The organism is Pseudarthrobacter sp. 1C304, from assembly GCF_052245515.1.
Lineage (GTDB): Bacteria > Actinomycetota > Actinomycetes > Actinomycetales > Micrococcaceae > Arthrobacter.
Map to the genome: position 1 here is coordinate 536,950 of NZ_JBQQCH010000002.1, position 23,415 is coordinate 560,364.

General features: G+C 69.0%; 21 protein-coding genes. 5 read left to right on the forward strand and 16 right to left on the reverse strand.

Annotation, left to right across the window (positions count from 1 at the left end; translation table 11 throughout):
• Positions 1 to 34 precede the first annotated feature (34 nt).
• The 12 genes from cobA to ACTWQD_RS06595 all read right to left on the reverse strand — a co-directional run bounded on the left by cobA (position 35) and on the right by ACTWQD_RS06595 (position 13,459).
• The gene (cobA, locus tag ACTWQD_RS06540) at positions 35 to 1,297 is read right to left on the reverse strand and encodes a uroporphyrinogen-III C-methyltransferase (RefSeq protein WP_443195331.1); all 1,263 of its coding nucleotides are present in this window, start codon (positions 1,295 to 1,297) and stop codon (positions 35 to 37) included.
• A gap of 400 nt (positions 1,298 to 1,697) precedes the next feature.
• Positions 1,698 to 1,994: a putative quinol monooxygenase gene (locus ACTWQD_RS06545; protein ID WP_443195332.1), complete on the reverse strand. Its 297-nt coding sequence runs from the start codon at positions 1,992 to 1,994 to the stop codon at positions 1,698 to 1,700.
• A gap of 183 nt (positions 1,995 to 2,177) precedes the next feature.
• Entirely contained in the window at positions 2,178 to 3,083 is a 906-nt protein-coding gene (locus ACTWQD_RS06550; RefSeq protein WP_443195333.1) for an ABC transporter permease, read from the reverse strand.
• The gene (locus ACTWQD_RS06555; protein WP_443195334.1) at positions 3,073 to 3,798 is read right to left on the reverse strand and encodes an ABC transporter ATP-binding protein; all 726 of its coding nucleotides are present in this window, start codon (positions 3,796 to 3,798) and stop codon (positions 3,073 to 3,075) included. Before ACTWQD_RS06555 ends, ACTWQD_RS06550 begins: the two co-directional genes overlap by 11 nt.
• 42 nt (positions 3,799 to 3,840) lie before the next feature.
• A complete protein-coding gene (locus tag ACTWQD_RS06560; RefSeq protein WP_443195335.1) occupies positions 3,841 to 5,013 on the reverse strand; it encodes an ABC transporter substrate-binding protein in 1,173 nt (390 codons plus the stop codon).
• Positions 5,014 to 5,249: 236 nt separating this feature from the next.
• Positions 5,250 to 6,416 carry an RtcB family protein gene (locus ACTWQD_RS06565; RefSeq protein ID WP_443195336.1) on the reverse strand — a complete coding sequence of 389 codons (1,167 nt, stop codon included), beginning with the start codon at positions 6,414 to 6,416 and terminating at the stop codon, positions 5,250 to 5,252.
• Positions 6,417 to 6,498: 82 nt separating this feature from the next.
• Positions 6,499 to 7,356, reverse strand: coding sequence for an SDR family oxidoreductase (locus tag ACTWQD_RS06570; protein ID WP_443195337.1), 858 nt, complete (start codon positions 7,354 to 7,356; stop codon positions 6,499 to 6,501).
• Between the two features lie 258 nt (positions 7,357 to 7,614).
• Positions 7,615 to 9,063 carry a sulfate adenylyltransferase subunit 1 gene (locus ACTWQD_RS06575; protein ID WP_443195338.1) on the reverse strand — a complete coding sequence of 483 codons (1,449 nt, stop codon included), beginning with the start codon at positions 9,061 to 9,063 and terminating at the stop codon, positions 7,615 to 7,617.
• Complete coding sequence (gene cysD / locus ACTWQD_RS06580; protein WP_443195339.1) at positions 9,063 to 9,995, reverse strand: sulfate adenylyltransferase subunit CysD; 933 nt, start codon at positions 9,993 to 9,995, stop codon at positions 9,063 to 9,065. The genes ACTWQD_RS06575 and cysD overlap by 1 nt, the downstream gene beginning before the upstream one ends.
• Positions 9,992 to 10,723: a phosphoadenylyl-sulfate reductase gene (locus tag ACTWQD_RS06585; RefSeq protein ID WP_443195340.1), complete on the reverse strand. Its 732-nt coding sequence runs from the start codon at positions 10,721 to 10,723 to the stop codon at positions 9,992 to 9,994. The genes cysD and ACTWQD_RS06585 overlap by 4 nt, the downstream gene beginning before the upstream one ends.
• The gene (locus ACTWQD_RS06590) at positions 10,720 to 12,468 is read right to left on the reverse strand and encodes a nitrite/sulfite reductase (protein ID WP_443195341.1); all 1,749 of its coding nucleotides are present in this window, start codon (positions 12,466 to 12,468) and stop codon (positions 10,720 to 10,722) included. The genes ACTWQD_RS06585 and ACTWQD_RS06590 overlap by 4 nt, the downstream gene beginning before the upstream one ends.
• Before the next feature lie 259 nt (positions 12,469 to 12,727).
• On the reverse strand, positions 12,728 to 13,459 hold the full coding sequence (locus ACTWQD_RS06595; protein WP_443195342.1) for a sirohydrochlorin chelatase: 732 nt from the start codon (positions 13,457 to 13,459) through the stop codon (positions 12,728 to 12,730).
• A gap of 61 nt (positions 13,460 to 13,520) precedes the next feature.
• Here ACTWQD_RS06595 and ACTWQD_RS06600 point away from each other — a divergent pair, with 61 nt between their 5' ends.
• Both ACTWQD_RS06600 and ACTWQD_RS06605 read left to right on the forward strand, forming a co-directional pair.
• Positions 13,521 to 14,192, forward strand: coding sequence for a trimeric intracellular cation channel family protein (locus tag ACTWQD_RS06600; protein WP_443195343.1), 672 nt, complete (start codon positions 13,521 to 13,523; stop codon positions 14,190 to 14,192).
• A 14-nt stretch (positions 14,193 to 14,206) separates the two neighbouring features.
• Positions 14,207 to 14,632 (forward strand): hypothetical protein, encoded by a 426-nt coding sequence (locus ACTWQD_RS06605; protein ID WP_443195344.1) that lies wholly within the window; start codon positions 14,207 to 14,209, stop codon positions 14,630 to 14,632.
• 790 nt (positions 14,633 to 15,422) lie between these two features.
• Here ACTWQD_RS06605 and ACTWQD_RS06610 read toward each other — a convergent pair.
• The 4 genes from ACTWQD_RS06610 to ACTWQD_RS06625 all read right to left on the reverse strand — a co-directional run bounded on the left by ACTWQD_RS06610 (position 15,423) and on the right by ACTWQD_RS06625 (position 19,986).
• On the reverse strand, positions 15,423 to 15,854 hold the full coding sequence (locus ACTWQD_RS06610; RefSeq protein WP_443195345.1) for an endonuclease domain-containing protein: 432 nt from the start codon (positions 15,852 to 15,854) through the stop codon (positions 15,423 to 15,425).
• Between the two features lie 874 nt (positions 15,855 to 16,728).
• On the reverse strand, positions 16,729 to 17,829 hold the full coding sequence (locus ACTWQD_RS06615; RefSeq protein WP_443195346.1) for a polyprenyl synthetase family protein: 1,101 nt from the start codon (positions 17,827 to 17,829) through the stop codon (positions 16,729 to 16,731).
• Complete coding sequence (locus tag ACTWQD_RS06620; RefSeq protein WP_443195347.1) at positions 17,826 to 19,190, reverse strand: geranylgeranyl reductase family protein; 1,365 nt, start codon at positions 19,188 to 19,190, stop codon at positions 17,826 to 17,828. Before ACTWQD_RS06620 ends, ACTWQD_RS06615 begins: the two co-directional genes overlap by 4 nt.
• Before the next feature lie 10 nt (positions 19,191 to 19,200).
• A complete protein-coding gene (locus tag ACTWQD_RS06625; RefSeq protein ID WP_443195348.1) occupies positions 19,201 to 19,986 on the reverse strand; it encodes a demethylmenaquinone methyltransferase in 786 nt (261 codons plus the stop codon).
• 120 nt (positions 19,987 to 20,106) lie between these two features.
• On the opposite strand from ACTWQD_RS06625, the gene ACTWQD_RS06630 reads away from it, so the two are divergent.
• From ACTWQD_RS06630 to ACTWQD_RS06640, 3 genes are all read left to right on the forward strand, one after another.
• Positions 20,107 to 21,546: an isochorismate synthase gene (locus tag ACTWQD_RS06630; RefSeq protein ID WP_443195349.1), complete on the forward strand. Its 1,440-nt coding sequence runs from the start codon at positions 20,107 to 20,109 to the stop codon at positions 21,544 to 21,546.
• Positions 21,547 to 21,719: 173 nt separating this feature from the next.
• A complete protein-coding gene (locus tag ACTWQD_RS06635; protein WP_443195350.1) occupies positions 21,720 to 22,523 on the forward strand; it encodes an ABC transporter substrate-binding protein in 804 nt (267 codons plus the stop codon).
• Between the two features lie 97 nt (positions 22,524 to 22,620).
• Positions 22,621 to 23,412 (forward strand): amino acid ABC transporter permease, encoded by a 792-nt coding sequence (locus tag ACTWQD_RS06640; RefSeq protein WP_443195351.1) that lies wholly within the window; start codon positions 22,621 to 22,623, stop codon positions 23,410 to 23,412.
• The last annotated feature ends 3 nt before the right edge of the window (positions 23,413 to 23,415 follow it).

Genomic DNA, 23,415 nt, shown 5'->3' on the forward strand with positions numbered 1-23,415 from the left:
CTGTGTTCCTTCGTTCTGTCACTGGTCTTCGGGGCTACTTGGTCAGGACGCGCGGCGCGTTCGGGGAGGTGGTGCTGTAGTCCGCGGTCTTGAAGTGCGACGGCGCGAACGGGCTGACGCGGACCACGTCACCGATCACGATCACGGCGGGGTTCGCGACGCCTGCGGCCTCCGCCTGGTCCGCGATGGTCCCGAGCGTTCCGATGGTGACCCGCTGGTCCGGCAGATAACCATTCTCTACGATGCCAACAGGCGTCTCCGCTGGCAAACCGGCCCGTCCCAGCGAGGCCGCGGATTCCCGCAACTGGCCCACGCCCATGAGCAGGATCACGGTGTGGTCCGCGCGGGCCGGCACCTCGGCGAGTTCCTCATGGCCCGTGACCACACTGAAGCCCTTGGCCAGCCCGCGGTGGGTGACCGGGATCCCCGCCGCGGCCGGAACGCTGATCGCGGAGGTGACGCCGGACACCACTTCAACCTCGACGCCGTGCTGCCGGCAGAACTCGGCTTCCTCGCCGCCGCGGCCCAGCACGTACGGGTCGCCGCCCTTGAGCCGGACCACCCGGTGGCCCTGCAGCGCCTCGTCCACCAGGATGCGGTTGATCTCGGCCTGCGGGACGGGGTGGTGGCCGGGGGTCTTGCCGACCTCGATCACGCGGACGTCGGGGGCCAGTTCGGCCAGCAGGTCGCGCGGGCCCAGGCGGTCTGCGACCACGACGTCGGCCTGGCCCAGGAGCCGACGGCCGCGGACGGTGATGAGTCCGGTGTCGCCGGGGCCGCCGCCCACCAGCGCCACGGAACCCGCGGCGGTGGTGGTGCGTTGCCGGCGCAGCGGCAGGTCCCCGGTGTCCAGGGCGGTGGCGACGGCGTCGCGCAGGGCCATGGCACGGCGCGGGTCTCCCCCGGCGTTCACGGCGATGTGGACGTCATCCACGACGGCGACGGCGGGGGTCCAGGCGGCGGAGGCCTCGTGGTCGGAGGCGTTGACGCACCAGATGCGCTGCGCCTCGGCGTCGGCCGCGACCTGCGCGTCCACGGCGGCATCGCCGGTGGCGGTCTGCACGAACCAGGCGCCGTCGACGTCGGTGCTGCGGTAGGTGCGCGGCTCCCAGGCGAGGAGGCCCGCCCCGGCGAGGCCTTCCAGGGCCGGGCAGGCAAGGGGCGCGACCACCGTGACTTGGGCGCCGGCGTCTAGCAGTCCTTTGGCGCGGCGTGCGGCGACGGGGCCGCCGCCAACCACCAGCACGGGGCGGCCGAGGAGGCGCAACGCCGTGGGGTAAATGTCCTGAAGTGCCATGCATCGACGATAGGGCGGTCTCATCAGGCGGAACAACGGTCCGGAAACACCCGTTCACGCAGGGTAATGCCGCGTCACAAAGCCGCTGCCAACACCGGTTGGGGGCCTGCCGGCGGTCCGTCAGCGGTCCGGGGGCACTTTGACGGCCGCAGGGGCCGTTCCGCGCCCGCGTGACGGCGAGTCCGTGTCAATGTGCCCCCGGACGGCCACCCCGAATAGGGGCCATTCCCGGTAAATCGACGCACCACCCCGCAGCCCACCGATACCCGGGCGCCGCCTCCGTTTAGACCAACAACGGCGGGCACCCCACCGGGGGCCCGCCGTCGTCCGCGTTGGCGCGAGCTGGGATCTGCTAGTGAAGTACCCCGCCTTCGAAGTACCCGGCGGGGCGGCCGCCGGGCTACTTCACGGCGATGAGGTCCACCAGTTGGATGTCGGGGTCCTTCGACAGCAGCGTGGGGCCGTGCTGGCCGAGCGCCGCGGGGATGGCGCCGTTGAGGTGCGCCTGCCGGGCTTCCTCGGTGTCGAACGTGTCGAAGATGCCGAAGGTGTAGTCGTTGACCCGGAAGGCGTACCAGCTCTTGGTTCCGGGTTCCTTGAGCACCACCTCGCGGCCGCCGTTGAGGAAGTCCCAGACCTCCTGTTCCTTCCCCAGTTTTGCCTCGACCACTGCCAGCACTCCATATTTTGGCGCCATGGCTGTCTCCTCAGAATCGGCCTGGATGGGCCGTATACCGGCCTATAGCCGCGAGTGTAGGCGTGCGCGTGACGCCAGACAACAGCAACGCGGGGTCACTTACCGCCCATAAACCGGGGATTTATGGGCGGTAAGTGACCCCGCGTTGCTTTAGGGGGCGGGGCTGGGCCGGACGGCGGGGGCTTAGCGGGTGCTGCCGGCGAGGAGCCCCCGACGGCGGAGCAGCCGCTTTTCGATCGGGCCGAACACCAGCAGCTCGATCAGGATCCCGACGGCGAGGATCAGCAGGATTGCGGACATCACGATGGTCATGTCGGACAGGTCGCGGCCCTGGTTCAGCATGGAGCCCAGGCCGAAGCCGATGCTGCCGCCGACGGCGATGATTTCCGCGGCCATCAGCGAGCGCCAGGAGAACGCCCAGCCTTGCTTCAGCCCGCCGAGGTACCCGGGCAGGGCAGCCGGGAGGATGATCTGGAGCGCCAGTTGCAGCCGGGACGCCCCCAGGACCGTGCCCACGCTGCGGTACTGCGGCGGGATCTGGTCCACGCCGGAGATCAGCCCGTTGATGATCGAGGGGATGGCGCCCATGAACACCACAAAGTAAACAGTGGCGTCGGTGAGCCCGAACCAGATGATGGCCGCGGGCACCCACGCCACGGACGGCAGCACCTGCAGACCGGAGATCAGCGGCCCGAAAGCGCGGCGCAGCGGGGCCACCTGGGCCAGCAGCAGCCCGATCGGGGTGGCGATGGCGACGCTGATGAGGAACCCCACCAGCCCGCGCTGCAGTGAGGTCCATACCGCTTCCTGCAGCTTGCCGTCCGTCCAGAGCCGGCCGAACTGGGCGGCCACATCCAGCGGCCCGGGCACCAGGTCCTGCCGCTTGAAGCCCAGCGACACGTACAGCTGCCAGACCAGGATGAGCGCCACGATCGCGGCGACCGGCAGCAGGATCCGGCTCCAGTCGACGCTGACCTTGCGGACGGCGTCGGACTGCAGCGAATCCAGCCCCGCCTCCAGCTCCCGGAGATCGGCCGACCCGGTAGAGGACCGGGTGAGGGCGGCGCCCCACAGGAACTTACTTGGCATGGCGGCGGATCTCCTCGCGTAGCCGGGCGGTGATTTCGCCGGTGAGTGCCCCGGCCAGTCCGGCGTCAGTGCGGTGCTCTTCGCTGACGTGCCATTCCCGCACCACGCGGCCGGGCCGTGAGGACAGCAGGAGTACGCGCTGGCCCAGCCGGACGGCTTCGCGGACGTTGTGGGTGACAAAAACGATGGTGCGGCCGGTTTCCTTCCAGATCCGCTCCAGCTCGTCGTGCAGCAGGTCGCGGGTGATCGCGTCGAGCGCGGCGAACGGCTCGTCCATCAGGAGCAGCTGCCGGTCCTGGGCGAGCGACCGGGCCAGGGAGACCCGCTGGCGCATCCCGCCGGAAAGCTCGTGCGGGCGCTTGTCCCCCGCACCGCCCAGGTGCACCAGGTCCAGCAGCTCGGCCGCCTTCACCCGGCGCTGGGCCTTCCCCACGCCGCGCAGCTTCAGGGCCAGCTCGATGTTCTCCCGCGCGGTCAGCCAGGGGAACAGCGCCGCGTCCTGGAACATAAACGCGGCGCCGTCGCTCGGCACCTCCAGGGCGCCCGACGTCGGCGCCTCCAGTCCCGCCATGATGTTCAGCAGGGTGGACTTGCCGCAGCCGGACGCACCGAGCAGGGCGACGAATTCGCCCTGCCCGATGGTGGCGTTGACGTCGTCCAGCACCGGGGCGCCGTCGCCGAAGCGTTTGCCCAGGTTTTCCAGTACGACTGGCATGGTCACGTCCTTACTTCTGTTGGCGGGCCGGGAAGGGACTGGCTAGTCCTTGCCCAGTCCTTGGGCGGAGACATTCGTCCCGGCGGGGTTCCCGCCCAGCACGCTGTTCAGGGCGGTGAGGTCGAAGATGCCGTTGATGTCGGCCTGGCTGGTGGTGCCGGCGTCGACCCCGTCCTGGAGCAGCTTCCGGTACGTTCCGGCGAGCGGGTCGGCCGTAAAGGTGATGTTCTGGAGCGACCGGCCGATCACGTCATCCGGCAGGGCCGCACCGGCGGATTCCTTGAGGACCGCGTTCAGGACCCTGGATTTCTCGCCCGGCGCGGTGGTGTTGAGCCAGTCCACGGATTCGGTGTGGCCCTTCAGCAGCGCCTTGACCGTGTCCGGGTGCGCGGCCGCGAACTTCTTGTTGACGATCAGGACGGTGGTGATGAACTCGCCCTTGTCCCACAGGTCCTTTTCGTCCACCAGCACTTTGGCGCCGGCCTGGAGCACCAGCCGGGAGGCCCACGGTTCCGGCAGCCAGGCGCCGTCGAGCTTGCCGTCCTGGAAGAGTTTCAGGGTCTGGGCGTTTTCGGTGGGGTTGATGGCGACGTCGCCGCCGCCGTCCGTGGTGGTCCGGTAGCCCTGCGCGCCGAGCCAGGCGCGCAGGGCCACGTCCTGGGTGCCGCCCAGCTGCGGGGTGGCGAGCTTCCTGCCCGCCAGGTCCGCGGCGGAGGCGATTTCCGGCTTGACCACCAGCTGCGCTCCGCCGGCGGCGGCACCGGCGATGATGCTGATCGATTCGCCTTTGCTCTTGACGTAGGAGTTGATGGCGGGGTTGGGGCCGATGTAGGTGGCGTCGATGGCGCCGGCGTTGAGGGCCTCGATCGCGGCGGGTCCGGCGTTGAAGACCTGGGTGCTGAGCTTGGTGCTGCCCAGGTTCTTGGCGAGCTGGCCCTGGCTGACTCCGACGAGGGCCGGGGCGTGGGTGATGTTCCCGAAGTAGCCGAGTTTGAGTTCGGTTGCGGGGGTGGCGGCGACCGGGGCGGCTGCATCGGTCCGGTTCACGGACGCGACGGCGGCTCCGGCGCCAATGAGCAGCGCCAGGCCGACGGCGAGGCTGATCTCCAGGGTGCGCTTGCGTTGGGGTTTGCCGGTTTCGCCGGCGACGATCCGGGTGGTTCCGGGCGTGGCGGGCTTGGTGCCGGGCGTGCCGGGTCCATGGGTGGATGACATGGGAAGGGGTCCTTCGGGGAAGTTTCGGGATGGCCGGGCGGGTGGTCAGCGCCGGCTACATCGCCCCCGGAAATCCCGGCGGGAGCTGCTGGAGAGCCGTTCCGTTGTTGTCATTGCTTCACCATAGGGACTGCCCTTAACCCGGTTCAACGGTCCGGAAACCGGGGGTCACGGGAGTTCATGCAGCGTCACATGCGGGCCCAACGAGCCAGGACGCGCGGCGGATGATCCGGGTGTCAGTTGCCCTTGACGTTGACCAGTTGCCGGAGCTTGTGCCGCACCGTGACCAGGTCCGCGGAGTCGCGCATCACCTGGTCAATGGGTTTGTAGGCGGCCGGGATCTCGTCGATGAACGCCTCGCTGGGCCGGAACTCGATGCCCTTCATGGCGGTCTTTAGCTCGGCCATGGAGAAGGCTTTCCTGGCGGCGTTGCGGGAGTACTCGCGCCCGGCGCCGTGCGGGGAGGAGTTCAGGGACTCGCGGTTCCCCCGCCCGACGACGACGTAGGACGCGGTGCCCATGGAGCCGGGGATCAGCCCCGGGTCCCCAGCCTCTGCCCGGATGGCGCCCTTGCGGGAGACCCAGACGGTCTTGCCGTAGTGCTGTTCCTTGGCGGTGAAGTTGTGGTGGCAGTTGATCCGCTCGGCCTCCCGGACGGACCCGCCGGTCCAGGCCTCGAACTGCCGCACCACGCGGTCCATCATCTCCTCGCGGTTCAGCAGGGCGAAGTGCTGGGCCCAGCTGAGTTCCGTGATGTAGCGGTCAAACTCCGGAGTGCCTTCCTCGAGGTAGGCCAGATCCGGGTGCGGCAGGGCGAGGTGCCGGCTCCGGGCCACGCTGCGGGCCTCGGCGATGTGCCGCTGCGCGAGTTTGTTGCCCACGCCGCGGGAGCCCGAATGCAGGAACAGCCACACGGTGTCCGCCTCATCCGCACAGACCTCGATGAAATGGTTGCCGGATCCCAGCGATCCCAGCTGCAGCTCCCAGTTCGCGGCGTACCGGGCCGGGTCAAAGCCGGCCTTTTCCGAAAGGCGCCGCAGTTCGGCAATCCGCGGCGCGGCGGTGGGGCTGATCCGGTGGTTGTAGTGCCCGGCGGACAGCGGCACCGCACGCTCGATGCCCACCCGCAGCGGCTTCCGGTCCTTGGGCAGGTCCCCGACGGCGTACTGGGTCCGGACGGCGATCATGCCGCAGCCGATGTCCACGCCCACCGCCGCAGGGATCACGGCGCCCAAGGTAGGGATGACGGACCCCACGGTGGCGCCCAGGCCCAGGTGGGCGTCCGGCATCAGCGCCAGGTGCGGCCAGATGACGGGTAGCTGCGCGGTGGCCAGCGCCTGCTCGCGGGTCTTGTCATCCAGGATCGACGCCCAGCTGTAAAGCTTGCTGTTGATGACTTCCAACGGAACCTCCGTCCCGGTCCGCAGCCCCGGAGCACCGGCCTGCGGATCCTCACCGCCAATTCACCGCGCGAGGCAGACTCGTTCATCCACGGAATGCGGCTGCGTGGTCGCGTGCCCACGTCGCGAAGGAACGCGGCTCGCGGCCAGTTACAGCACGGACTGTGTCCGTCGGCTGCGCTATGAAGCCGCTGCGCAGCAGCGGGAACATATGCTCGAAGTGCACCAGGAGCCAGCCAGGGATGCCCATCTGAACGAATGTCTGTCTGGCGGCCTCGTCGGGGATGCTGACGAACTCGACGGTGTGGCCCGCCACCCTCGATAGCTCCTCGGCAACCTGCTCGTAGGTGACCGGCTCCGGCCCACTGAGGTCGAGGATCTTGCCGTTGTAAGCGTCGGTGACCAGCGCGGCCGCTCCGACCGCTCCGGTGTCACGCGGGTCGATCATCGCGATCCGGGCCTCGCCTAGCGGCGCGAAAAGCTTGCCGGCCTGACGCACCGGCTCTGCCGAGGCGAGCAGGTTGGTCATGTAATAGTACGAGCGCAGGACCACCGACGGGATCGCGGACGCGCGAAGGTTATCCTCGATTCGTCCGTGCCAGTCGAAGGGAGGAAGCAGCGACCCTGCCTCGGCGCCGACCGTGGAGGCCTTGACAATTTTTTGAATCCCGGCCGCACGCGCAGCTTCGATCACGGCCGTCTCGTGCGCCACTTTTTGCGGGTGGTCGGCTGACGAGAGAAACACCGCGTCCACCCCATGGAGCGCGCGTGCGATCGATGCAGTGTCCTCGAAGTCTCCAGTTGCCAGCTCGACGCTTGCCCCGAGATGCTCCCGCGCGCGCGTCGCGTCACGGACGAACGCGCGCACCGGCTCTCCCTTTGCGGCGAGTTCCGCGACGACCGCGGCGCCGACGTTCCCGGTCGCTCCCGTTACCAGGATCATGATCCTTTTGCCTCCCGTACCTTGGTGACGCGGACCAACCATGGTTCGCCCCAGGTGCCGCCCGGTTGCTTGAGGCCACCGCCGTTACGGACCCGGCAGCTTCATGCTAGGCGCCTCAAGTCCGCAGTGCTATGGCCCAAGGTTCGTTCCGGCGCACATCGCCTGGCGTGAGCCCGGAAACAGCGCTGCCCCGCATGGCCGGGCGGAACGACGCCGGTCATGCGGGGCAGTGTTGGCCGATGCCTACACGCAGCAGCCTTAGATCGAGTAGCGCTCGTCCTCGTGGTCGCCGGGGTGGTCCTTGACGAGGCCTGCGGCGAGGGTGTTGCCGTCCAGCGGGTCGATCACCAGGAACGCCCCGGTGCGGCGGTGGTGCAGGTAGTTCTCCAGCGGCAGCGGCGCGGCGAGCCGCAGCTGGGCATGTCCGATGTCGTTGAGGTCCAGCGTGGAGGTGGGTTCCAGCTGGAAGTTGGCGAGGTCCAGCTTTCCGGTCACGTTCCGCACCAGCGCCTGGACCGTGCGGGTGCCGTGCTTGACCAGCACTTTCGCGCCCTCGCGAAGCGGTTTCGGCGAAAGCCAGCACAGGGCGGCGTACAGGTCCGCCGACGACTCACGGATAGTCCCGGCCGCCGCGATCGTGTCACCGCGGGCGACGTCGAACTCGTCCGCGAGCCGGATCGCCACCGACTGCGGGGCCGTGGCCTCCTGCAGCGAATGCCCGGCGAAGTCGATGCCGGTCACCGTGGTGGAGCGCGGGTCCTGGCCGGGCGTCAGAACGCTGACCCTGTCCCCCACCTTCACGGACCCCTCGGTGATCTGGCCGGCGTAGGCGCGGTAGTCGCGGTACGCCGCGGCGTCGAGCCCCGCGGCCACGGCGTCGGGAGCCAGCGCGCCCTGCGGTCGGACCACCAGCTGGACGGGAAAGCGGAAGCTCTCCAGGTGGCTCTCAAGCTCGTCCGCGGCCGGCAGGGTCTCCAGGACCTCGAGCAGGGCAGGGCCGTCGTACCAGGGTGTGCGGTCCGAGCGGTCCACGACGTTGTCACCGTCGAGCGCGGAGACAGGAATGACGAAAAGATCGGCGAGGCCACCGGTGTTCAGTTCGTTACGGCCCAGCCCGAGCTCGCGGCCCACCTGCTGCACGTCGGCTTCGATCCCGCGGAACACGTCCTCGCTGAAGTCCACCAGGTCGATCTTGTTCACGGCCACGATCACGTGCGCCACGCGCAGCAGCTGCAGCACGGACAGGTGCCGGCGGGTCTGTTCCAGGACACCCTTGCGGGCGTCAATGAGCACGACGACGGCATCCGCAGTGGACGCGCCGGTCACCGTGTTCTTGGTGTACTGCACGTGCCCGGGGCAGTCCGCGAGGATGAAGCTGCGGCGGTCCGTGGCGAAGTAGCGGTAGGCGACGTCGATGGTGATGCCCTGCTCCCGCTCGGCGCGCAGGCCGTCGGTGAGCAGGGCCAGGTCAATCGCTTGAACACCGGCTGCGCCGGCCCCGCCGAAGCCGCGGTCCGCGGAGGTGCGGGCGACGGCGTCGAGCTGGTCGGCGAGGATCGCTTTCGAGTCATGGAGGAGCCGGCCCACCAGGGTGGACTTGCCGTCGTCGACCGATCCGGCGGTGGCGAAGCGGAACAGCGAAGCGTGCGCCAGCGGCGCCTCGTCAAGCAGGGCGGCCGCGCGGGCGGTATCGAGTTCGGTGCTCATTAGAAATAGCCGTCCTTCTTGCGGTCTTCCATGGCGGCCTCGGAGATCCGGTCATCCGCCCGGGTGGCGCCACGTTCGGTGATGGTGGAGGCGGCAACTTCAATGACGACGTCGCGCACGGTGGCGGCGGCCGATTCCACGGCGCCGGTGCAGGACATGTCGCCGACGGTCCGGTAGCGGACGGTCTTGGTGATGACCGGTTCGTTGTCGCGCGGCTGCGAGACCTCGCCCACCGCGCGCCACATGCCGTCGCGGGCGAAGACCTCGCGCTCGTGGGCGTAGTAGAGGCCCGGCAGCTCGATGTTTTCGCGCTCGATGTAGCGCCAGACGTCCAATTCGGTCCAGTTGCTGATGGGGAACGCGCGGACGTGCTGGCCCACGGTGTGCCGGCCGTTGTAGAGGTTCCACAGCTCGGGACGCTGGTTGCGCGGGTCCCACTGGCCGAATTCGTCGCGGAGGCTCAGGATGCGTTCCTTGGCGCGGGCCTTGTCCTCGTCGCGGCGGCCGCCGCCGAAGACGGCGTCGAACTTGTTGCGCTGGATCGCGTCCAGCAGCGGCACGGTCTGCAGCGGGTTCCGGGTGCCATCGGCACGCTCGGCCAGCTCCCCGGAATCGATGAACTCCTGCACGGAGCCGACGACGAGCTTCAGCCCCAGCCGCTCCACGGTCCGGTCCCGGAAGTCGATGACCTCCGGAAAGTTGTGCCCGGTGTCCACATGCAGCACCGGAAAAGGCACCTTCCCAGGCCAGAAGGCCTTGGTGGCCAGGTGCAGCATCACCACAGAATCCTTGCCGCCAGAAAACAGCAGCGCCGGCTTCTCAAACTCGGCCACGACCTCGCGGATGATATGGATCGCCTCAGACTCAAGGGTGTCCAAAGACGACAGGCGTGTAGAAACCTGTGTGGGCTCCTCAGTCAGGAAAGTGCTCATACGTGTAGTCCGCATTCTGTCTTTTCGGTTCCTGCCCAGCGTCCGGCGCGGGGATCGTCGCCGGGCGCCACCTTGCGGGTGCAGGGCTGGCAGCCAATGGACGGATAGCCCTGTGAAAGCAGCGGGTTGACGGGAAGGAGGTTGTCATCGGAGTACTGGACCAGCTGGTCGAAGCTCCAGGCGGCCACGGGGTTGACCTTGACCAGGCCGTTGGCCTCGTCCCAGGTGACCAGCGGGGTGTTGGTGCGGGTAGGCGCCTCGTCGCGGCGGACGCCGGTGAACCAGAGCTCGTAGCCGGCCAGGGTGCGGCGCAGCGGAGCCACCTTGCGCAGCGCGCAGCACTGGGCGGCGTCGCGGGCAAAGAGGTCCTTGCCGAGGAGCCGGTCCTGCTGCTCCACGGTCTGCTCCGGCAGCACGTCCACCACGTTGATGCGCAGGCTCGCGGCCACCTCGTCGCGCGTGGCGTAGGTTTCCGGGAAGTGGTAGCCGGTCTCCAGGAACAGGACGTCGACGCCGGGGAGCTGGTCCGCGACCAGCGCCGGGAGGACGGCGTCCGCCATGGAACAGGCGACGGCGACGGCAGGCAGGTCGAAGTTGCGCGCCACCCAGGCAATCACCTCGCGGGCCGGGGCGTCCCAGCCGAGCTCGGCGGCGCCGGACTCGGCGAGGGCCTTCAGCTCGTCGTGGGTGCGGAGGACGGGGTCCACCCCCAGCGCGTGCTTGCTCACTGCAGGTCACCTTCGTCGGCCGCGAACGCCCACTCCGCGAAGGTCTGGTCCTCGGTGTGGTCAGCCACGTACTTCCGGACCACGCGCTCCACGTAATCCGGCAGCTCGCCGGCCGTGACCTTGAGGCCGCGGACGGTCCGGCCCAGGCCCGCCTCCTCGCGGCTGTCGGAGGCCAGCCCGCCGCCAAGGTGGACCTGGAAACCCGGGGTGGGGTCGCCGTCGGGCGTGGGAAGCATCATGCCCTTAAGGCCGATATCCGCCGTCTGGATCCGGGCGCAGGAGTTGGGGCAGCCGTTGATGTGCAGCGAGAGGGCCTGCGGGAGCTGCCCGGTTTCCACGAGGTCGGCCAGGCGGCGTTCCAGCTCCGCAACCGCCGTCGCGGCCGTGACCTTCGTTTCGACGATGGCCAGCTTGCAGAACTCGATGCCCGTGCAGGCGATGGTGCCGCGGCGGAACACGGACGGCCGGGCGGCGAGGCCCAGGGCGTCGAGTTCGGCCACCAGCGGTTCCACCTCGTCCTTCGGTACGTCGAGCACCACGATTTTCTGGTGCGGGGTGGTGCGCAACCGCCGGGATCCACGGGATTCCAGGGTGTCGGCGAGCTTCACCAGCTGGGTCCCGGAGAGGCGTCCGGCCAGCGGGGTGGCGCCGATGAAGAACCGGCCGTCCTTCTGCTCGTGCACGCCGATGTGGTCGCCCGGGGTGGCGGGCTTCGGGGCCGCGGGGCCGTCGTCGAGCTTGTAGCCGAGGTATTCGTCCTCGAGGACCTGGCGGAACTTCACCGGGCCCCAGTCGGCCAGCAGGAACTTCAGCCGGGCCTTGGTGCGCATGCGCCGGTAGCCGTAGTCGCGGAAGATGCTGGTGACGCCGAGCCAGACGTCGGCGGCCTGGTCCGGGCGGACGAACGCACCGAGGCGCTTGCCCAGCATGGGGTTGGTGGAGAGCGCGCCGCCCACCCAGAGGTCGTAGCCGATGCCGAATTCGGGGTGGACCAGGCCCACCAGGGCGACGTCGTTGATCTCGTGGACCACGTCCTGGCTGGGGTGGCCGGTGATGGCGGTCTTGAATTTGCGCGGCAGGTTGCCCAGCTCCGGGTCGCCGATGAAGCGTTCGGCCAGCTCGTGGATCAGAGGCGTCGGGTCGATGATCTCGTCCTTGGCGATGCCGGCCACCGGGGAGCCGAGGATGACGCGGGGCACGTCGCCGCAGGCTTCCGTGGTGGAGAGGTCCACGGCTTCGAGGCGGCGCCAGATCTCCGGGACGTCCTCCACTCGGATCCAGTGCAGCTGGATGTTCTGCCGGTCGGTAAGGTCGGCCGAGTCGCGGGCGAAGTCCACGGAGATCTGGCCGATGACGCGCAACTGCTCGGTGGTGAGGGCGCCGCCGTCGATCCTGACCCGCAGCATAAAGTACTTGTCTTCGAGCTCGTGCGGCTCCAGCGTGGCGGTCTTGCCGCCGTCGATCCCGGGCTTGCGCTGGGTGTAGAGGCCCCACCAGCGGAAGCGGCCGTGCAGATCCGTTCCGTCGATCGAGTCGAAGCCGTGCTTGGAGTAAACGGACTCGATACGCTCGCGGACGTTGAGGCCGTTGTCCTCCTGCTTCCAGGTTTCGTTGGCGTTCAGCGGCGCGGTGCCGTCCACTTTCCACTGCCCGTGCGGCTTTGCGGCGGGACGGGAAGTGGGGCGCTTGGCGCGGCCTGCGGCAGCCTGGTCCGGGGACGCTCCGGCTAGAGCTGTATCAGTCATGGATCGACTGTAGGGCGGCCTTTAATGCCGTTTCAAAGGTGCGGAAACGCTAGGTCACCTTGGGCAATAAATCGTCACGAAGCGTCGGAGGGCCTTGAAGTGCCGGGGGTGGTGTGCATCCGCCGGGGCCCGACGGCGGCTTCCGGGAGGCGGCGTCCGGCGGCGCCGGGCCGCGGCGTCCCGCGGCGTCCCGCGGCGTCCCGGGGCTGCGGGGTCCGGGCGCCGGGCCACGCGGGGTCCGGGCGCCGGGCCACGCGGGTCAGCCCGCGGCGAGCGCGGCGTCGTAGCGTTCCAGGGCGATCTCGGCGAGCACCGGCGAGGGCAGCAGCGCCGCGGTGACGAGGTCGGCGCCGGCCTTGGCCAGCTGGTCGTGGAAGAAGCCCGGGGCCAGCAGGTACGCGGCGATCACCACGCGGCCGCCCAGGTCCACTCCCCCGGCGGATTCGCCCGCCCCTGCGCCGCCCGCGGCTTCCTCGCGGAGCATGGCCACGGCCTCGGGCACGGAGGGCTTCGCCGATGCGCCGTACGCGGCCACGATCCGGTTGGACCGCAGGGCCCGGAGCTGGTCCACGAGTTCCTCGACGTTCTGCGCCGCCGTGGGGTCGGAGGACCCGGCAGCGGCGACGATCACGGCGTCGTTGTCTGTCACGCCGGCCTCCCGGAGCCGTTGGTCCAGCAGCGCCGCCAGCCGCGGGTCCGGGCCCAGCGGGGCAGCGGCGCGGGTGCCCGGCCGGCTCTTGACGGCCCGGGCGATGTCCACCTTGACGTGGTAGCCCACGCTGAGCAGCAGCGGGACCACGACGGCGGTCTCCCCCGCCGGCAGGCCCGCGACGACGGCCGGCAGCTCGGGCTCCTGGACGTCCACATAGGCCTCGCGGACGTCGAGGCCCGGCCGCAGCGCGGCGATCCCGTCGCGGAGGGCGTTGACTTCGGCAGCGCCCTCGGCGCTGGAGGTGCCGTGGGCGCAGGCGATCAGGATGGGGCTATTCATAGCCGTTAGCGTAACCTTGGAGCCGCCCCATTTGCCCCTCGAGATCCGACCGGGACGCTCCATGACTTTTTCCTTCAGCGCTGTCCTGATCTGGCTGGACCTGGCCGGCGTCTTCTTCTTCGCCGTCTCCGGGTCCCTGCTCGCGGCGCGGAAACAGTTCGACATCATCGGCTCCCTGCTGCTGGCCTCGGTGGTCAGCCTGGGCGGCGGCGTCATCCGCGACATCATCATCAACGCGGGCCCGCCCACGGCCTTCATCAACCCGGCCTATCTGGCGCCGCCGCTGCTCGCCACGGTGCTGGTGTACTTCCTGTTCTCCAGTGTGCAGCGCAACACCTCGCTGCTGGTGCTGTTCGACGCCGGCGGCCTGGCGCTGTTCTGCATCACCGGGTCCCTCAAGGCGATCGACGCCGGGATGAACCCGGTGGCGGCTGTGCTTCTGGGGGTCACGACGGCGGTGGGCGGCGGCCTGCTGCGCGACATCACCGCCAATGAGGTGCCGCAGCTGTTCGACCCGAAGGACATCTATGCGCTGCCGGCGTTCACCGGGGCCGCCCTGACAGTGGTGCTGTCCGTGACGGGCGCCTTCAACGCCGTGACCGCCGGTGCCGTGGCCGTCGTCGTTTTCGCCTTCCGGGTGACGGCGTGGCGGCGCAAGTGGTACGTCCCGCTGGCGGTCCGCGGCTGGCACCGGCTCGGCCTGGACACGGCCGAGGGCGGGCCCCGGGATTAGCTAGGATAAGAACCATGACTGACATGTTCCTCGAGAAGTTCCGCGCGCTTGTTCCGAAGTATCTCGAAGACGAATGGCAGGAAGAGGATGGCCTGGCCGCCGACGAGCTCGATGGGGCCCTTGCCGAGCACCAGTTCCAGGTCCCGCCGGTGCTGCGGGAGTTCTACCTTGCGGTGGGCGGCTGCGAGGACATCATGGAGGCGTACCACTACTTCTGGGACCCCGAAGAGCTCGAAGTCGACGATGAAGGCTTCCTCATGTTCCTCGAGGACGAGGAGGAGCAGTTCACCTGGGGGTTCCGGGTGGCCGACCTCAGCATTCCAGACCCGATTGTGTACCGCCGCAACAACGCCCGCGGCCAGTGGAAGAGCGAAGAAGGAACCTTCTCCGAATTCGTCTTCGACATGTTTGAGTGGGCCTTCGAGGACGACGAGGACTAAGGTCCTCCCTTGGCCTCGGCCGTCCGGGGGCACTTTGACACAGACACGCCGCCGTCGAGCCCGGTAGTCCGCTAATCAGGCCTCAAAGTAGCCCCGGCCGGCCGCAGCGGCTTCGGCTCGCAGCCAAGACAGACCCCGACGCCGGTGCTCCAGCATCGCGAGCATCCCAGCCACTCTGCCCAGGGGTGCCCGCACAGGACTCCGACGCCGCAAGGACATCTGTCACCGCCCCGAACTCCTGGCCCCGGCCTTCCGGGGGCACATTGACACGGACGCGCCGCCGCCGGGCCGGGTGGTCCGCTAATCAGGCCTCAAAGTAGCCCCGGCCGGCCGCCGCGCCCTCGCCTCGCAGCCAAGACAGACCCCGACGCCGGCGCTTTAGCACCGTGAGCATCCCAGCCACTCTGCCCAGGGGTGCCCCCACAGGACTCCGACGCCGCAAGGACATCTGTCACCGCCCCGAACTCCTGGCCCCGGCCTTCCGGGGGCACTTTGGCACGGACACGCCGCGCCCCACCCCGGAAATCCCCTAATGAGCCCCCAAAGTAGCCCCGGACGGCCGCCGCGCCCTCGCTTCGCAGCCGACACAGACCCCGACGCCGGTTCTCCAGCATCGCGAGCCTCCCAGGGGTGCTCGGGCGGGACTCCAACGCCGCAAGGACATCTGTCACCGCCCCGAACTCCTGGCTCAGCGTTCCGGGGGCACATTGACACGGATACGCCGCGCCCCACCCCGGAAATCCCCCAATGAGCCCCCAAAGTAGCCCCGGGCGGCCGTCGCGGTCCGCTCCTACGGCGCGAATGCACCCCGGCGTCGCTGCTCCAGCACAGCGAGGACCTGCGCGAGCATCCGCTCGGGGTGGTGGACGACGAGGTCGCAGCCGAATCGGAGCCCCAGGTAGCCGCCCACGAGGCTGGCGTTGTTCCGGCCTCTGTCCTTCTTGACCTGCCGCGGCTCCAGATGCGATTCACCGTCGGTCTCCACAATGAGGCAGTCTTCCACCAGGAAGTCCACCTCACCCACGCCGGGGATTTCGACGTGCCTGCGCACCCGCAGCCCGGCCCGCAGGAAGACTGTGTTGGCGAGAACTTCCAGCAGCGAGTCGGCGCGGGGAATGACCAGGTCCAGCACCGCCCTGGCGCGCGCGTTGCGGTTGCCCGTGAGTTTGCCGCGAAGGAATGGCAGGCTGATGTCCCCGCGGCCCGCCGCACTCTGGACCATAACCAGCGCCTCCAATTCCGGCAAACAATGCAAGGCATGGATCAGGACGTCGGCCAGCCCGGCAACGGGAAGCCACTCGTGCCGGGGATGCCGGCAGCGGCCATGTGCCACGGTGCCGGGCGGGGTCTTTCGGTGCCCGACACACAGGTGCAGCTCCGACGCCGGGACCAGCGTCCACAACCGGTAAGCGGGCGCCGCGGAGAGACAAGTCAGCAACCCGCCGGCCTCGCGGGCCATCCTCCCTGCTGAGCTTTCCCGGGCTAGCACGTAATGTCCGCGACGGATTCTGACGATGGCGCCCTCCGCCACGGCCTGGGCGATCCGGTAGCGCGTGAATCTTGCCCGCCGGAGGTCGGCTGAACTGGCCGGTCCGCCGCGCGAGGCCAAGAAGGAGGCGATGTTCATTCCGCCAATGTGCCCCGCCCGCGACCGGCGCGGTCCCCTGAAGCTGACCTATGTGGATAACCCGGGCGCGGCCGAGGGGCACTTCGACACGGACACGCCGCTACCCAGACCGGAGATCCCCCACGAGTGGTTCAAAGTCCCCCCGCACGGCCGGACACCTCGGCAAAGTGCCCCCCGCTACCGCCGAAGACCCCGGCAAAGTGCCCCCCGCTACCGCTGAAGACCCCAGCAAAGTGCCCCCGCACCGCCGAACTCCCGGCCGACAAAGCCCGTGACAGCCAATTTACAAACGGGCTAGACAATGTGACATTCCTGTCATATGCTCATTCATGGGTTCACTAAATGCCTCCGGTGGACCTGATGCGAACGGAGAAATGGCCCCGGTTCCGCACAACGGATTGAAACGTTGTGAGGAACCGGGGCCATTCCGTTTAAGACTGGCAGCCCGGCAAGAATCACCCGGCGAGAATCAGCTGGCGCGGTCCACCACGGCCCGTGCGAAGTTGGTCAGCGAGTCCTTCACCACACCCTCGGGCAGCGGCGCCAGCGCGGCAATCGCCTCATCCGCCCACGCCCGCGCCACCACCCAGGATTCCGCGGTCACGGGGTGCTCCCGGAGACCGGCGACGGCGGCAGCCAGCGCCTCGTCCGAGCTGAGGTCACCGTCAATGAGTTTCAGCAGCTCGACGGCAGAGGAGTCGCCGGCGTCGGCCTTCTTGCGCAGCAGCAGCACCGGCAGCGTCGGCACCCCCTCGCGCAGGTCGGTACCCGGGGACTTGCCGGACTTGACCTTGACGCCGGTGACGTCAATGACGTCGTCGGCGAGCTGGAACGCGACGCCCACCTTCTCGCCGTACTCCACCAGCACCGGCTCGTAGGCCTCGTCGGCGCCGGAGAAGATCGCGCCGAGCTGCCCGGAGGCCGCCACCAGCGAGCCGGTCTTGTCCGCGATGACGGAGAGGTAGTGCTCCACCGGGTCCTCGTCCGGGCGCGGGCCCACGGTTTCGTGCAGCTGGCCCAGGCACAGCCGCTCAAAGGTGCGGGCCTGGATGCCCAGCGCGCGGGACCCCAGCTCGGACACCAGGATGGAGGCCCGGGCAAAGATCAGGTCGCCGGTAAGGACGGCGACGGAGTTTCCCCAGACCTCGTGCGCCGTCGGGGCGCCGCGGCGGAACGGCGCAGAGTCCATCACATCGTCGTGGTACAGCGTGGCAAGGTGGGTCAGTTCAACCACGACGGCGGCCTGCACCACGGCGGGCCGGGACGCGTCGCCGAGGTGGGCGCAGAGCAGCGTCAGCAGGGGGCGGATGCGCTTACCGCCGGCTTCCACGAGGTGGCGCGACGTCGCGTCAGCCAGCGGATCGGAGTTGGCAATGGCCTCGCGCAGCTTCTTCTCCACACGGGCCAGGTTGGTGGTGATCGCCGGGCCCAGCTCGGGGTCCCCCGCAATCGCGGCGAAGCCTGCCGGGAGCTGCAATCCGGTGGCGATGGCCGTGGTGTTGAGGCTGGGCTCGGAGCTCGGCTTGCCGTGTCCGGCGTGCCTCCAGCTTTGGTCTGCAGAGTTGGTCACGGGTTAACCCTAACTTTTGTTGCGGAATCCGCGGAGTTGGCGCTGGAGGGCGAAGCACTGGACATGTCCAGCCGTGCGGGGGCCGAATTGGACGTCGCCGGGACCAGCGATTCCAGCACCCGGATGACCCGGTCCTCGAACCCCTTGGCAGCAGGATCGGTCAGGTTGGCCAGCAGCCGCACCACGAACCGCATCAGCACAGGAATGGGCATGCCCGTCCGGAGGGCCAGCTTCATCACGGCCGGCTTCCCGATCAGCGCGGCGAACGCGCGGCCCAGGGTGAAGTGTGATCCCCACTGGTCCCGCACATAGTCCGCGTACCCCGCCAGCCGGGCGTCGGCGTCGTACGTTCCGCCGGAAGCAGCCGAGCGCGCGGCGGCGTCGATGATGAACTCGGCCGCGAACCGGGCCGACTCCATGGCGTAGGAGATGCCCTCGCCGTTGAACGGGGAAACCATGCCGCCGGCGTCGCCGAGGAGCAGCAGGCCCGGCGAGTAGTGCGGGGTGCGGTTGAAGCCCATGGGCAGCGCGGCGCCGCGGATCTCGCCCACCTGGTTCTCCGGGGTAAAGCCCCATTCCGCGGGCATCCCGGCGGTCCATTCGCGCAGGACCTGCTTGTAGTCCAGCTTGCCGAATTCCTTGGAGGAGTTCAGGATGCCCAGGCCCACGTTGGAGGTCCCGTCGCCGACGCCGAACACCCAGCCGTAGCCGGGCAGCAGCTTGCCGTCGCGGCCGGGGAGCTCCAGCCAGCCTTCCATCCAGTCGTCGTCGTGCCGCGGGGAGGTGAAGTACGTGCGGACGGCGACGCCGAGGGGCCGGTCGTCGCGCTTCCGGATGCCGAGCGACACCGCGGTGCGGGTGGAGTTGCCGTCCGCGGCGAGGACGACGTCGGCCGGAAAGTCGCGCGTCTCCCCCGTCTTGCGGCCGGATTCGTCCAGCAGGGCGGCGCGGACGCCGGTGACCCGGCCGGCGTCGTTTCGCAGGGCCTCGGTGACGCTGTGGCGTTCCAGCACGACGGCGCCCGCGGACCGGGCGTGGGCGGCCAGTTCCTCGTCGAAGCCGAGCCGGGTCCGGATGAGGCCGTACTGCGGGAAGTCGGACACCTCGGGCCAGGGCAGTTCGATGCTGCGGCCCCCGGCCAGGAGGCGCAGGCCCTTGTTGCGGCGCCAGCCGTCGCTTTCGGGGTGCGGCAGGCCCAGCTTCTGGATCTCGCGGACGGCGCGCGGGGTGAGGCCGTCGCCGCAGACCTTCTCGCGCGGGAAGCTGGTTTTTTCGAGCACCGTGACGTCGATGCCTGCCTTGGCCAGGTAGTAGGCGGCGGTGGACCCGGCCGGACCCGCTCCGACGATCAGTACTTTCACGGCGTCTGGACTAACGCGCGGGCCGGGTGTTGCGGCGCAGCTTCGCGACCGGTCCGGTGTGGTTGGCGAGTGCGGCAGCGGCTGCTGCCGGCCCGGACTCAGCGCCGGGCTTCACGGCGCGGTGCACGGCCACAATGCCGCCGCTGAGGTTGCGGTACGTGACGGATTCCCAGCCGGCGTCCTGCAGCCAGGCGGCGAGGTGGTCCTGGTCCGGCCAGGCGCGGATGGACTCGGCGAGGTAGACGTAGGCATCCGGGTTGGAGGAGACCTTGACGGCGATCGCGGGCAGCGCGCGCATGAGGTATTCGGTGTACATGGTGCGCCACAGCGGCACCACGGGCTGGGAGAACTCGGCGATGACCAGCTTGCCGCCGGGCTTGGTGACCCGCAGCATCTCCTCGAGCGCCTTCTTCGGCTCGTTGACGTTGCGCAGGCCGAACGAGATGGTGCTGGCGTCAAAGGAGTTGTCCGCGAAGGGAAGGCGCGTGGCATCCCCGGCGATGAAGTCGATGTCGGGGCGGCGGCGCTTGCCGACCTTGAGCATGCCGAGGGAGAAGTCGCAGGCGATCACGTCGATGCCGGCGTCGGCATACGGCTCGCTGGAGGTGCCGGTTCCGGCCGCGAGGTCCAGCACCCGCTGGCCCGCCCGCACATCCATGGCCTCGACCACAACCTTGCGCCACCGGCGCGTCTGCCCCATGGACAGGACATCGTTGACGACGTCGTATTTGGGGGCGACGTCGTCAAACATCGTGGCTACTTCGTCCGGACGCTTATCCAAGGATGCTCGGTTCACCCTGCCATTGTCTCAAATGTTAGGGACACCCACGAACCACGCCCTGAGCAGGGCCGGAACAGGGCGCCGGCCACGGCGTGAGCGGGCCGCCACGCCCGGCGGGAGTAGTGTGGTCTCACTATGACGAGCGCGTTCTCCACCCGAATTATCAGAACACTGACAGTCCCCCTGGATGCAGAATCCTTCCCCGGGGGGCTGCCGTCGTTTCTGGTCCGCGACGACGTCCTCTGCTGGTCCCGCCGCGAAGCCGGCCTGGTGGGCTTCGGCGAAGTGGCCCGCTTCACCGCCACGGGGCCCGAGCGGTTCCTTGAGGCGGACATCTGGTGGCGCCACCTGGTGCTCGAGGCTCAGACTGAGGACACCGTGGAGTGGCCCGGTACCGGCCCTGTCGCGTTCGGCTCGTTCGCCTTCTCCAAGGCTTCCGCGCACGAGTCCCGGCTCATCGTCCCCGAGATTGTCGTGGGGCTGCGCGACGGCAAGGCCTGGCTCACCCAGCTGACGTTCGACGACGTCGACCTCACTGAGGCGGGGGCGCGCGCCGCCCTGGACCGCTGGCTCGGGAGCTCTGCCGGCGCTGGCGCTTTGGCTGGCGCTTTGGCTGGCAGCGCTGCGGACGGCACGACGTCGGAACCAAGCTTGGCCGGGAACGGCACCGCCGGCGGCCCGGCCGCGGAGGCGGGGCGCGCCGTCGTCCGCCCGCTGCCCCTGGCCGCCGGGGCAACGCTGCACACGGGGTCGCTCAGCGAGGAAGCCTGGATGGCCGCCGTCGCCGCCGGGGTCGAGGAGATCCGGGCCGGCGCCCTGGAGAAGCTGGTGCTGGCCCGCGACATCGTGGCCACGCTCCCCACGGGCGTCAACGCCGCGCAGGTGCTGCGCGAGCTGGCCGCCCGCTACCGCGAATGCTGGACCTACGGCGTGGACGGGCTGGTGGGCGCCACGCCGGAGATGCTGATCCAGGTGGAGGGCCGCACCGCGCAGGCCCGCGTCCTGGCCGGCACCCTGGACCGCCGCGACGCCGACGGCATGGCCGGTTCCCCGCTGGAGTTTGCCGAGCGCGTGCTGGCCGGGTCCGAGAAGCAGCGGCACGAGCACGACATCGCCATCCAGTCGCTGACCACGCAGCTGGCGCCGTTCTCGGAGGCGATGAATGCGCACAGCGAGCCGTTCATCCTGGAGCTGCCCAACGTGTGGCACCTCGCCTCGGACGTCAAGGCCGAGTTGACCGAGGTGGAGGGACATGTCCCCACGTGCCTGGCGCTGATCAACGCCCTGCACCCCACCGCGGCGGTCTGCGGCACTCCCACCACCGTGGCCGGCGCGCTGATCCGCAAGCTGGAACACCTGGACCGCGGACCCTACGCCGGGCCGGTGGGCTGGCTCGACGCGGCCGGCAACGGGGAATGGGGCATCGCGCTGCGCGGGGCCGTCATCGAGTCCGCGGAGACCGTGCGGCTGTACGCCGGCTGCGGCGTCGTGGAGGGCTCGGTCCCGGAAGCCGAGCTCGCCGAGACGTGGGCGAAGTTCCGTCCCATGCTGGAGTCCCTCGGCATCAACAGCTAGAGTCCGGGATAAGAGACACCGCGCGCCGGCAGAGGCTTGCGCTAGTCTCGACAATAGTTATCCAATGGTGAAACTAAGTTTCCTGTGATGCACATCTCGTTTTCGGCGATACACTATAAGCCGATTAAGTCACGCCTGCTCCTGCAATAACCTGCAACAAAAGGGAAGAAACCATGCAGCTCAAGTCCCTCGCCACGGCAAAGATGTCCGCCAAGGCAGCCGCCATCCTCGCCGTCGGCGCCCTCACGCTCACCGCCTGCGGCGGCAGCTCCACCCCCGCAGCCACCTCCGAGGGCGGCGTGCAGCTCATCAACGCCGGCAAGCTCACCGTCTGCTCGGACGTGCCCTACGAGCCGTTCGAATTCCAGAAGGACGGCAAGATTGTCGGCTTCGACATGGACATCGCCGCCGAAGTGGCCAAGGACATGAAGGCCGAGCTCAGCGTCGTGGACAGCTCCTTCGAGGCCATCGAGACCGGCACCGCCCTGACCCAGTGCGACGTGTCCATCTCCTCCGTCTCCATCACGGACACCCGCAAGTCGGTCATGGACTTCTCCGACCCGTACATGGACGATGACCTGACCCTGGTGGCCAGCACGTCCTCCGGCATCACGAACCTCGAGGGCGCCAAGGGCAAGAAGGTGGGCGTCCAGCAGGCCACCACCGGCGCCAAGTACGCCGCCGAGAAGGGCCTCGACGCCCAGCAGTTCGAGGATTCCGGCCTCCTGGTGCAGGCCCTGCAGGCCGGCACCATCGACGCCGCCCTCGGCAACCAGTCCGTGCTGGCCTACGCCATCAAGGACGATTCGAACTTCAAGCGCGTGGAGGACTTCACCACGGGCGAGCAGCTGGGCATCTCCATCAAGAAGGGCAACACGGCCATGGCCACCCAGGTCAACGGCACGCTGAAGCGCCTGACCGACGACGGCACCCTGAAGAAGTTCGAGACCACCTGGTTCGGCGAAGCCACCAAGTAGCCCGCACCCTGGCCTAGACCTACGCAGTTGGGGCCCCGTACCGCTGGAGACCAGCCCGTACGGGGCCCCACGTGCGCGAAACGAATGTGAGAACACCATGGCAATGACCGCACGCCAACGAGCCAGAGTCAGCCTGTATGTCCAGGCCGGAATCTTTGTGGTGGCCCTCGCCGCCCTGATCCTGGCCACTGACTGGGAGACCGTCAGCGAGAGCGTCTTCAACTTCAGCAAGATCGGCCCGATGTTCCCGGACATCATTCTGGTGGGCCTGAAGAACACCCTCATCTACACGGCTCTGGGCTTCCTGGTGGGCCTCTCCGGCGGCCTGCTCCTGGCCCTGATGAAGCTCTCCTCCTTCCCGCTGTACCGGTGGCTGGCCACGGGCTACATCGAGTTCTTCCGCGGCATCCCGGCCCTGCTGGTGTTCATCGCCTTCGGCTACGGCGTGCCGCTGGCGTTCGGTGTCTCCTGGAACGTGACCGTGGTGGCCATGATCTCCCTGGGCATGGTGGCCGCCGCCTACATCGCCGAGACCCTGCGCGCCGGCCTGCAGGCCGTGCCGAAGGGACAGATGGAAGCCGCCCGGTCCCTCGGCATGCCGCAGTGGCGGGCGATGGTCTCCATCGTCATCCCGCAGGCGTTCCGGATCGTCCTGCCGCCGCTGACCAACGAAGTCATCCTGCTGACCAAGGACTCCTCGCTCATCTACGTGCTGGGCCTCACCGCCTCGCAGTACGAGCTGACGAAGTTCGGCCGCGACGGCATCTCCAGCCTGGGCGCGGGCCTCACGCCGCTCCTGGTGGCCGGTGCCCTCTACCTGGTGATCACCATCCCGCTGAGCCTCTTGGCCAGGAAGTTCGAAAGCCGCTCCGCGCGGACGAAGCGATAGGCA

What these genes read in the sequence shown, in the direction of transcription:
- ACTWQD_RS06630 (WP_443195349.1), top strand. Translation starts at nt 20,107, where the DNA reads ATGACGAGCGCGTTCTCCACCCGAATTATCAGAACACTGACAGTCCCC.
- ACTWQD_RS06570 (WP_443195337.1), bottom strand. Translation starts at nt 7,356, where the DNA reads ATGATCCTGGTAACGGGAGCGACCGGGAACGTCGGCGCCGCGGTCGTC.
- ACTWQD_RS06590 (WP_443195341.1), bottom strand. Translation starts at nt 12,468, where the DNA reads ATGACTGATACAGCTCTAGCCGGAGCGTCCCCGGACCAGGCTGCCGCA.
- ACTWQD_RS06610 (WP_443195345.1), bottom strand. Translation starts at nt 15,854, where the DNA reads ATGGTCCAGAGTGCGGCGGGCCGCGGGGACATCAGCCTGCCATTCCTT.
- cobA (WP_443195331.1), bottom strand. Translation starts at nt 1,297, where the DNA reads ATGGCACTTCAGGACATTTACCCCACGGCGTTGCGCCTCCTCGGCCGC.
- ACTWQD_RS06575 (WP_443195338.1), bottom strand. Translation starts at nt 9,063, where the DNA reads ATGAGCACCGAACTCGATACCGCCCGCGCGGCCGCCCTGCTTGACGAG.
- ACTWQD_RS06550 (WP_443195333.1), bottom strand. Translation starts at nt 3,083, where the DNA reads ATGCCAAGTAAGTTCCTGTGGGGCGCCGCCCTCACCCGGTCCTCTACC.
- cysD (WP_443195339.1), bottom strand. Translation starts at nt 9,995, where the DNA reads ATGAGCACTTTCCTGACTGAGGAGCCCACACAGGTTTCTACACGCCTG.
- ACTWQD_RS06640 (WP_443195351.1), top strand. Translation starts at nt 22,621, where the DNA reads ATGGCAATGACCGCACGCCAACGAGCCAGAGTCAGCCTGTATGTCCAG.
- ACTWQD_RS06605 (WP_443195344.1), top strand. Translation starts at nt 14,207, where the DNA reads ATGACTGACATGTTCCTCGAGAAGTTCCGCGCGCTTGTTCCGAAGTAT.
- ACTWQD_RS06635 (WP_443195350.1), top strand. Translation starts at nt 21,720, where the DNA reads ATGCAGCTCAAGTCCCTCGCCACGGCAAAGATGTCCGCCAAGGCAGCC.
- ACTWQD_RS06545 (WP_443195332.1), bottom strand. Translation starts at nt 1,994, where the DNA reads ATGGCGCCAAAATATGGAGTGCTGGCAGTGGTCGAGGCAAAACTGGGG.
- ACTWQD_RS06560 (WP_443195335.1), bottom strand. Translation starts at nt 5,013, where the DNA reads ATGTCATCCACCCATGGACCCGGCACGCCCGGCACCAAGCCCGCCACG.
- ACTWQD_RS06600 (WP_443195343.1), top strand. Translation starts at nt 13,521, where the DNA reads ATGACTTTTTCCTTCAGCGCTGTCCTGATCTGGCTGGACCTGGCCGGC.
- ACTWQD_RS06555 (WP_443195334.1), bottom strand. Translation starts at nt 3,798, where the DNA reads ATGCCAGTCGTACTGGAAAACCTGGGCAAACGCTTCGGCGACGGCGCC.
- ACTWQD_RS06595 (WP_443195342.1), bottom strand. Translation starts at nt 13,459, where the DNA reads ATGAATAGCCCCATCCTGATCGCCTGCGCCCACGGCACCTCCAGCGCC.